At 75.1% G+C, this 6830-nt stretch carries 9 protein-coding genes; 5 read left to right on the top strand and 4 right to left on the bottom strand.

Translation table 11 applies throughout. The annotated features are described in order from the left end of the window. Positions 1-54: 54 nt before the first annotated feature. Positions 55-624: a hypothetical protein gene (locus ACWEO5_RS37520; protein WP_452166563.1), complete on the bottom strand. Its 570-nt coding sequence runs from the start codon at positions 622-624 to the stop codon at positions 55-57. Here ACWEO5_RS37520 and trxA point away from each other — a divergent pair. Further along, positions 563-1189: a thioredoxin gene (trxA, locus tag ACWEO5_RS37515; RefSeq protein WP_452166562.1), complete on the top strand. Its 627-nt coding sequence runs from the start codon at positions 563-565 to the stop codon at positions 1187-1189. The two genes, ACWEO5_RS37520 and trxA, sit on opposite strands and share 62 nt — an antisense overlap. A 155-nt stretch (positions 1190-1344) precedes the next feature. Here trxA and ACWEO5_RS37510 read toward each other — a convergent pair whose 3' ends face one another. After that, positions 1345-2100, bottom strand: a complete 756-nt coding sequence (locus tag ACWEO5_RS37510) for a pirin family protein (protein WP_452166561.1) — start codon at positions 2098-2100, stop codon at positions 1345-1347. A 186-nt stretch (positions 2101-2286) separates the two neighbouring features. On the opposite strand from ACWEO5_RS37510, the gene ACWEO5_RS37505 reads away from it, so the two are divergent. Both ACWEO5_RS37505 and ACWEO5_RS37500 read left to right on the top strand, forming a co-directional pair. After that, positions 2287-3390, top strand: a complete 1104-nt coding sequence (locus tag ACWEO5_RS37505; protein ID WP_452166560.1) for a WD40/YVTN/BNR-like repeat-containing protein — start codon at positions 2287-2289, stop codon at positions 3388-3390. A 64-nt stretch (positions 3391-3454) separates the two neighbouring features. After that, positions 3455-4138 (top strand): HAD-IA family hydrolase, encoded by a 684-nt coding sequence (locus ACWEO5_RS37500; protein ID WP_452166559.1) that lies wholly within the window; start codon positions 3455-3457, stop codon positions 4136-4138. 39 nt (positions 4139-4177) lie between these two features. Here the strand turns inward: ACWEO5_RS37500 and ACWEO5_RS37495 are convergent, their stop codons facing one another. Beyond that, the gene (locus tag ACWEO5_RS37495) at positions 4178-4642 is read right to left on the bottom strand and encodes a MarR family winged helix-turn-helix transcriptional regulator (protein ID WP_452166558.1); all 465 of its coding nucleotides are present in this window, start codon (positions 4640-4642) and stop codon (positions 4178-4180) included. A 102-nt stretch (positions 4643-4744) separates the two neighbouring features. On the opposite strand from ACWEO5_RS37495, the gene ACWEO5_RS37490 reads away from it, so the two are divergent. Beyond that, positions 4745-5527, top strand: coding sequence for a dioxygenase family protein (locus ACWEO5_RS37490; RefSeq protein WP_344550692.1), 783 nt, complete (start codon positions 4745-4747; stop codon positions 5525-5527). Between the two features lie 93 nt (positions 5528-5620). Continuing rightward, positions 5621-6046 carry a hypothetical protein gene (locus ACWEO5_RS37485; RefSeq protein WP_452166557.1) on the top strand — a complete coding sequence of 142 codons (426 nt, stop codon included), beginning with the start codon at positions 5621-5623 and terminating at the stop codon, positions 6044-6046. On the opposite strand, the gene ACWEO5_RS37480 is transcribed toward ACWEO5_RS37485, so the two are convergent. After that, positions 6040-6681, bottom strand: a complete 642-nt coding sequence (locus ACWEO5_RS37480) for an NAD(P)-dependent oxidoreductase (RefSeq protein ID WP_452166556.1) — start codon at positions 6679-6681, stop codon at positions 6040-6042. The genes ACWEO5_RS37485 and ACWEO5_RS37480 overlap by 7 nt on opposite strands. Positions 6682-6830: the final 149 nt, after the last annotated feature.

Raw genomic sequence — 6830 nt, 5'->3', positions numbered from 1 at the left:
TGCGGCGCGGGCGCCCGCGCCGCACCCCCCGCTCCGCCCGGCCGTCCACGGCCCTCAGTAGCCGCCGCCGGACGGCGTGCCGGGCGTGCCGCCGTTGACCGGCATCGCCTTGGCGCCGCTCGGGGTGGCGGCGAACCAGGTGCCGTCCACGCCCTGGCCCTTGGTGTCGCCGGGCTTGGTGTCGGGGCTGTAGCGGTACAGCGGCCAGCCGTCGAGGGTGAGTTGGTGGCTGCCGTCGGGGCGGGTGACGGTGGAGACGAGCTTGCCGTCGATGCCCTTGAGGTCGGCGCTGCCGCTGCCGTTGGCCGTCTCGGGCGGCCACAGCGAGGCGCAGGCGTCGGTGCAGTGGCTCGCCGAGGGGTGGTTGGTGTCCTGGTCGAAGCGGTACAGGGTGTGGCCCTGGCCGTCGGTGACCAGGGTGCCGAGCTTGGCGTCGTGCGCGGTCATCAGGGTGCCCTGGCTCTGTCCGGGGTTGCCGGTGTGGGCCGCCGAGGTGCTGCTGCCACTGCTGCCACTGCCGCCGCTGCTGCCGCAGCCGGCGACCAGGGCCGCGGCGGCGAGGGTGCCGGCGGCGAGCAGGGTGAGGCGGCGGCCGCGGGGGGCCGTCCGGCCGGTGGTGGTCATCGGGGTGCTCCCGTCCGGGAGGTGGCGTTCCGGTCCTGGTTCGACCGGTTCGCCCTGGGGTACGTACGGCAGGTCCCGGGTGTTCACCGCTCACGGCTGCCGGAATAGTTCCGCGGGCGACGGAGTTGTGCCGGGCGAAGGGCCCGAACGGCGGGGCCGGAGCTGCGAGAGGCAGGTGGCGATGATGAGCACGGTGGAATTGACCAAGGACAACTTCGACGAGGTGGTCCAGGGTGAGGACGACAAGGGCTTCGTCCTGATCGACTTCTGGGCGGCCTGGTGCGGCCCGTGCCGCCAGTTCGCGCCGGTCTTCGAGCGGGCGTCCGACAAGCACGCGGACATCACCTTCGCGAAGGTCGACACCGAGGCCCAGCAGGAGCTCGCCGCGGCGTTCGACATCCGGTCGATTCCGACCCTGGCGATCATCCGCGAGGGCGTCCTGGTCTTCGCCCAGCCCGGCGCGCTCCCCGAAGCCGCCCTGGAGGACCTGATCGGCCAGGCCCGGAAGCTCGACATGGCCGAGGTCCACGCCGGCGTGGCGGCCCAGAAGGCCGCGCAGAACTGACCCGGCCCCGCCCCCGCGGCGGAGCCCGGACGCGGGGCGCCCGGAGGAACACCCTTCCTCCGGGCGCCCCTTCTGCGTGCCCGCGCGCCCCGCACGCACCGCACGCACCGAAGGCCCGTCCCCGTGGGGGCGGGCCTTCGGTGGGCGGGGGCGGGTCAGTCGAGGGCGGCGGTCATCTCCCACTGGAGGAGTTCGGCGCCCTCGGGGCCGGCGGTGACGCGCTGGCCCTCGGCGGCGGTGATGCGCAGGGCGTCGCCCTGGTGGAGCAGGCCGGCGCCTTCGACGGCGGCCTCGCCGCGGGCGGCGTAGAGGTGGACGAAGGGGGCGGCGGCGAGTTCGAGGGTCTCGTCGGGGCGCAGGCGGGCGACGTGCAGGGCGGCGTGCTTCTGCCGGATGCCGATGGCGCGCTGGTTGGCGTGCTTGGCCATGCCGGACGCGAGGGTGGTCCAACCGCCCCGGGCGAGCTGGTCGTTGATGTCGAGTTGCTCGTAGCCGGGGGCGATGCCGGCCGCGTCGGGGATGGTCCACATCTGGATGAAGTGGACCGGGTCGCGGTGGGCGGGCTCGCCGGTGAGCGTCCAGGAGTCGTTCTTCTCGCTGTGCAGGATGCCGGTGCCGGCGCTCATCCGCTGGGCCAGGCCGGGGTAGATGACGCCGTTGTGGCCTTCGGAGTCCTGGTGGACCAGGCCGCCGTCGAGCACCCAGGTGATGATCTCCATGTCCCGGTGCGGGTGGGTGTCGAAGCCGGTGCCGGGGGCGACGGTGTCGTCGTTGGAGACCAGCAGCAGGCCGAAGTGGGTGTTGGCCGGGTCCCAGTGGTGGGAGAAGGAGAAGGAGTGCTTGGAGTCCAGCCAGCCGGCCCGGGTGTGGAAGCGCTCGTCGGCGCGGCGCAGGTCGATCGTGGATGCCATCGGGTCCTCCTCCGTCGGGTGCCGGGAACGGTCGGGGTGTCGCGCTCCCGGTATTGTTGAATTGTAAACCATCTGCGGGGCGTCCGGCATTCCCGGGCCCCCGGCGTGCTGGCGTGCGACTGTCAGTGACCCGGAGCACACTGCTGCGGGACCGCGTTACGACCGAGTCTCCGGATGGGTTCGACGATGAACGATGCACGGGATGCGCAGGGTTTCCTGCTGGCTGTCGGCACCAAGAAGGGCCTGTTCCTGGGCCGCAGCCCGGACCGCGAGACGTGGGAGTTCAGCGGGCCCCACTTCCCGATGAACGGGGTCTACGCGGTGGGCATCGACCGCCGCGGCGGCCGCACCCGGCTGCTGGTCGGGGCGGACAGCAGCCACTGGGGCCCCTCGGTGTGGTGGTCGGACGACCTGGGCGCCGACTGGCAGGAGCCCGCGCGGCCGGCCGTGAAGTTCCCCGAGCGGACGGGCGCCGCCCTGGAGCGGGTCTGGCAGCTGCAGCCGGCCGGCGACGAGGCCCCGGGCGTGGTGTACGCGGGCACCGAACCCGCCGCGCTGTTCCGCTCCACCGACGGCGGCGAGAGCTTCGCCCTGGTCGACGGGCTGTGGGACCACCCGCAGCGCGAGCACTGGGGCGCGGGCTACGGCGGCCAGGGCATGCACACCGTCCTCACCGACCCGCGCGACCCGGACGCGCTGCTGGTCGCGGTCTCCTCCGGCGGCGCCTACCGCACCGCCGACGGCGGCCTGAGCTGGCGGCCGTCCAACCTCGGCGTGCGGGCCGACTTCCTGCCCGACCGGTTCCCCGAGTTCGGCCAGTGCGTGCACAAGATCGCCCGGGACGCGGGCGACCCGGACCGGCTCTACCTGCAGAACCACGGCGGGGTCTACCGCAGCGACGACGCCGGGCGGACCTGGAAGTCGATCTCGGGCGACCTGCCCGCCGACTTCGGCTTCGGCGTCGCCGCGCACCCGCGCACCCCCGGCACCGCGTACCTGTTCCCGCTGGAGGCCGACTACGCCCGGCTGCCCGTCGACCGCCGCTGCCGGGTCTTCCGCACCACCGACGCGGGCGAGACCTGGCAGCCGCTGACCGCCGGCCTGCCCGCCGAGGAGCACTACGGCGTCGTCCTGCGCGACGCGCTGTGCACCGACGACGGCGACCCGGCGGGCGTCTACTTCGGCAACCGCAACGGCGAGGTGTACGGCTCCCCCGACGGCGGCGAGCACTGGTCGCTGCTCACCTCCCACCTGCCGGACGTGCTGTGCGTGCGGGCGACGGCGCTCTGACCGGCCCGAGAACGGGGAAGACCCCCTCCGGGGACCGAAACCACCGACCGGAGGGGGAACCACCGTGGCGCAGCCGCACGGCGACGGGACGCGGCAGGACGGCGGCGGAACGGACCGGCCCCCGCCGCGGGGGCTGATCCTCGACTTCGCGGGCGTCCTCACCCGGGGCGCCGGGACCTCCCACCGGGCCTGGTGCGAGCGGGAGGGCCTCGCCCCGGACGCCTGGTGGCGGGCCCTGACCGGGGACCCGGCGGTGCGGGCGCTGTACGCGGACCTGGAGGTCGGGCGGATCGGGCAGGCCGAGTGGAACCGGCGGGTCGCCCCCGCCCTCGGCCTCGCCGACCACGTGGACCTGATGGGCCGGGCCTGGTCCGGCGTCCGCCCGGCGGTCCGGATGATCGCCCTGGCGCGGGCGGCGCGGGCGGCCGGGCACACCGTCGCGCTGCTGTCGAACAGCTTCGGCACCGACCCGTACGACCCGTACGCGGCGCTCGGCCTCTGGGAGCTGTTCGACGTCGCGGTGATCTCCGAGCGGGTGGGCCTCGCCAAGCCGGACCCGGCGATCTACCGGCTGGTGCTGGAGGCGATGGGGCTGCCGGGCCGGGCGTGCGTGTTCGTCGACGACCAGCCGGCCAACCTGCCGCCGGCCCGGGCGCTGGGCGTCGAGACCGTGCTGGCGGACGGGGAGGACGCGACGGTGGAGCGGGTGGCGGCGCTGCTGGGCCTGCCGCCGGTGCCGGCCGGGTGACGGCGGGGTGGCGGGGCTCAGGAGTCGGCGGGGCGGGGCTCAGGAGTCGGCGGCGCGCAGGCGGTCGCTGACGGTGCCGAGGCTGTCGGCGAGGGCGGCCAGCTGGGCCGGGGTGAGCACGTCGATCAGCGCCTCGCGGACGGCGGCGACGTGCCCCGGGGCGGCGGCGCGCAGGGTCGCCCAGCCCTGGTCGGTGATCTCGGCGAAGACGCCGCGCACGTCGCTGGGGCAGGAGCGGCGGGCCACGAGGCCCGCCTTCTCCAGCTGGGTGACCTGGTAGGTGAGGCCGCTCTTGGAGGTGATCAGGCGGTCGGCCAGGTCGGTCATCCGCAGCGAGCCGCCCGGGGCGGCGGAGAGCTGGACCAGGATCTCGTACTGGGTGTGGGAGAGCCCCGCGTCCTCCTTGAGCTGGCGCTCCAGGCGGCGGGCGACCAGGTTGGTGGCCGCGACGAACCCGCGCCAGGCGGCCATCTCGGTCTCGTCGAGCCAGCGGGGATCGTCCATGCGCCGCAGTCTACTCCGGTTGTTCAAATTCGAACTCAGGTGTACCTTCGGAGGCACGAGGTTCAAATTTGAACTACAGGCCGGCTACAGGAGGACGGACCCATGAGCACCCCCACCACCGAGCGCATGCCCGCCCTCTACCTCTCGCACGGCGCGCCCCCGCTCGCCGACGACCCGGTCTGGCCCGGCCAGCTCGCCGCCTGGTCCGCCGACCTGCCCCGCCCCAAGGCGATCCTGATGGTCTCCGCACACTGGGAGGAGGCCCCGCTGGCGATCGGCGCGGTCCGCACCCTCCCGCTGGTGTACGACTTCTGGGGCTTCCCCGAGCACTACTACCAGGTGCGGTACGCCGCCCCCGGCGCGCCCGAACTCGCCGCCTCCGTCCGCAAGTTGCTCAGCGCCCCCGGCACCCCCGTGCAGGACGTGCCGGACCGCGGCCTCGACCACGGCGCGTACGTCCCGCTGGTCGAGATGTACCCCGACGCGGACATCCCGGTCCTGCAGGTCTCGCTGCCCACCCTGGACCCGCGCAAGCTGATGGAGATCGGCCGCAAGCTCGCCCCGCTGCGCGACGAGGGCGTCCTGATCGTCGGCTCCGGCTTCTTCACCCACAACCTGCGCGCCCTCTCCCCCGACGGCCGGATCACCTCCGTGATGGCCGAGTTCGACGACTGGGGCCGCCGCGCCCTGGAGGCCCGCGACCTCGACGCCCTGCTCGACTTCGAGCACAAGGCCCCGGCCGGCCGCCTCGCCCACCCGCGCACCGAGCACTTCGCCCCGCTCTTCGTCACCCTCGGCGCCGGCGAGGCCGACCTCGGCGAGCAGCGCAGTGTCATCGACGGCTTCTGGATGGGCCTGGCCAAGCGCTCGGTCCAGTTCGGCTGACCCCCGGCCGACCCGCCCGGGCCGGCCGCAACCTCCTCGGCCCGGGCGGCGTCCGGATCTGACAGAGGACGACCGAGGCGAGGCGGGGCGGGAATGGACGAGGAACGGGTGCGCTGGTGGCACCGGACGCGCTACAGCCTGCTGGCGGCCGGGGGCGGCTGGGCCTGCACCGTCGCGGCGCTGTGGGCGCTGTCCGCGTTCCAGGCCGAACTCGGCCGGCACTGCTTCGGCACCCTCCGGATCTCCGGGCACGCGCCCGCGCTCGCCCTCGCCGGCCTGGTGGCGGGCGCCGCCGCCTTCGGCTGGGCGGCCTGGCAGCTCGGCCACTCGCTGTTCCGCCGACCGGAACGGGAGCGGGCCGGGCACACCGTGCTGGCCGTCGTGGCGCCGATCGTCCTCGTCGGCCTGCTGGGGCAGGCGACCGTGCTGTACGGGGCCGAGCGGTACCGCAGCCCGCACGCGACCTGGTGCCCCATGGGCGCGCCGCTGCGGGGTGCCGCCCCGGACGGGGTTCAGTAGGCGCAGGTGAAGCGTTCGCCGCGGTGGGCCGGTTGTTCGAGCTCGTCGACCAGGGCGGCCGCGAAGTCCGGCAGCGAGAGGGTGGACAGGCCGTCCGGGGTCGTCACCAGCTCGTCGGCGCCGGAGCGGTAGGCGCCGGTGCGCTCGCCCGGGACCAGGCTCTGCGGCGGGCTGAGCACCGTCCAGTCGAGGTCGCGCACCGTGCGCAGGTAGTCCAGGGCCCGGCCGTGCGCCCGCATCAGCTCGAACTGGCGGGGCGTCACCGCCGGGTCGTCCCACAGCGGCGCGCCCGAAGCGGTGGCCAGGCTGCCGGCGCTGCCGACCACCAGCAGGCGCGGCGCCGCGTCCGCGAGCCCCCGCAGCCCCGCGACCAGCGCGTGCGCGGCGGGCTCCACCAGCCGCCCCCGGCCCGGACCGTCCCCGCCGCCGACCGCGCTCACCACGGCCTGCCGGCCCGCCGCGACCCGCGCCACGTCCGCCGGGTCCAGCACGTCCCCGCGCTCCACGCTGATCGCCAGCCCCTGGTACTGCTCCGGCCGCCGCACCACCGCCGTCACCCGGTGCCCCCGGGCCAGCGCCTCGGTCACCACGCACCGACCGATCGCGCCGTTCGCCCCGATGACCGCGATCCGCATGCCCGACCAGCCTCGCTCTCCGTGCCCGCGCGCCCGACGTTTCATCAGACCACGCGAACGTCCCCGGGGCCGGGAGGCCGCCGTCGCGGTGCCGACGGGCACCGGGACGGCACCGCGACGGCGCCGCGCGGCGGCGTGCGCGGCGGTGG

The sequence above is a fragment of the Kitasatospora sp. NPDC004272 genome (assembly GCF_053603035.1).
This window is presented reverse-complemented; position numbering and strand designations above follow the sequence as displayed.

Coding starts and splice junctions, on each gene's coding strand:
- ACWEO5_RS37520 (WP_452166563.1), bottom strand. CDS start 624: ATGACCACCACCGGCCGGACGGCCCCCCGCGGCCGCCGCCTCACCCTG.
- ACWEO5_RS37510 (WP_452166561.1), bottom strand. CDS start 2,100: ATGGCATCCACGATCGACCTGCGCCGCGCCGACGAGCGCTTCCACACC.
- ACWEO5_RS37505 (WP_452166560.1), top strand. CDS start 2,287: ATGAACGATGCACGGGATGCGCAGGGTTTCCTGCTGGCTGTCGGCACC.
- ACWEO5_RS37495 (WP_452166558.1), bottom strand. CDS start 4,642: ATGGACGATCCCCGCTGGCTCGACGAGACCGAGATGGCCGCCTGGCGC.
- ACWEO5_RS37490 (WP_344550692.1), top strand. CDS start 4,745: ATGAGCACCCCCACCACCGAGCGCATGCCCGCCCTCTACCTCTCGCAC.
- ACWEO5_RS37485 (WP_452166557.1), top strand. CDS start 5,621: ATGGACGAGGAACGGGTGCGCTGGTGGCACCGGACGCGCTACAGCCTG.
- ACWEO5_RS37480 (WP_452166556.1), bottom strand. CDS start 6,681: ATGCGGATCGCGGTCATCGGGGCGAACGGCGCGATCGGTCGGTGCGTG.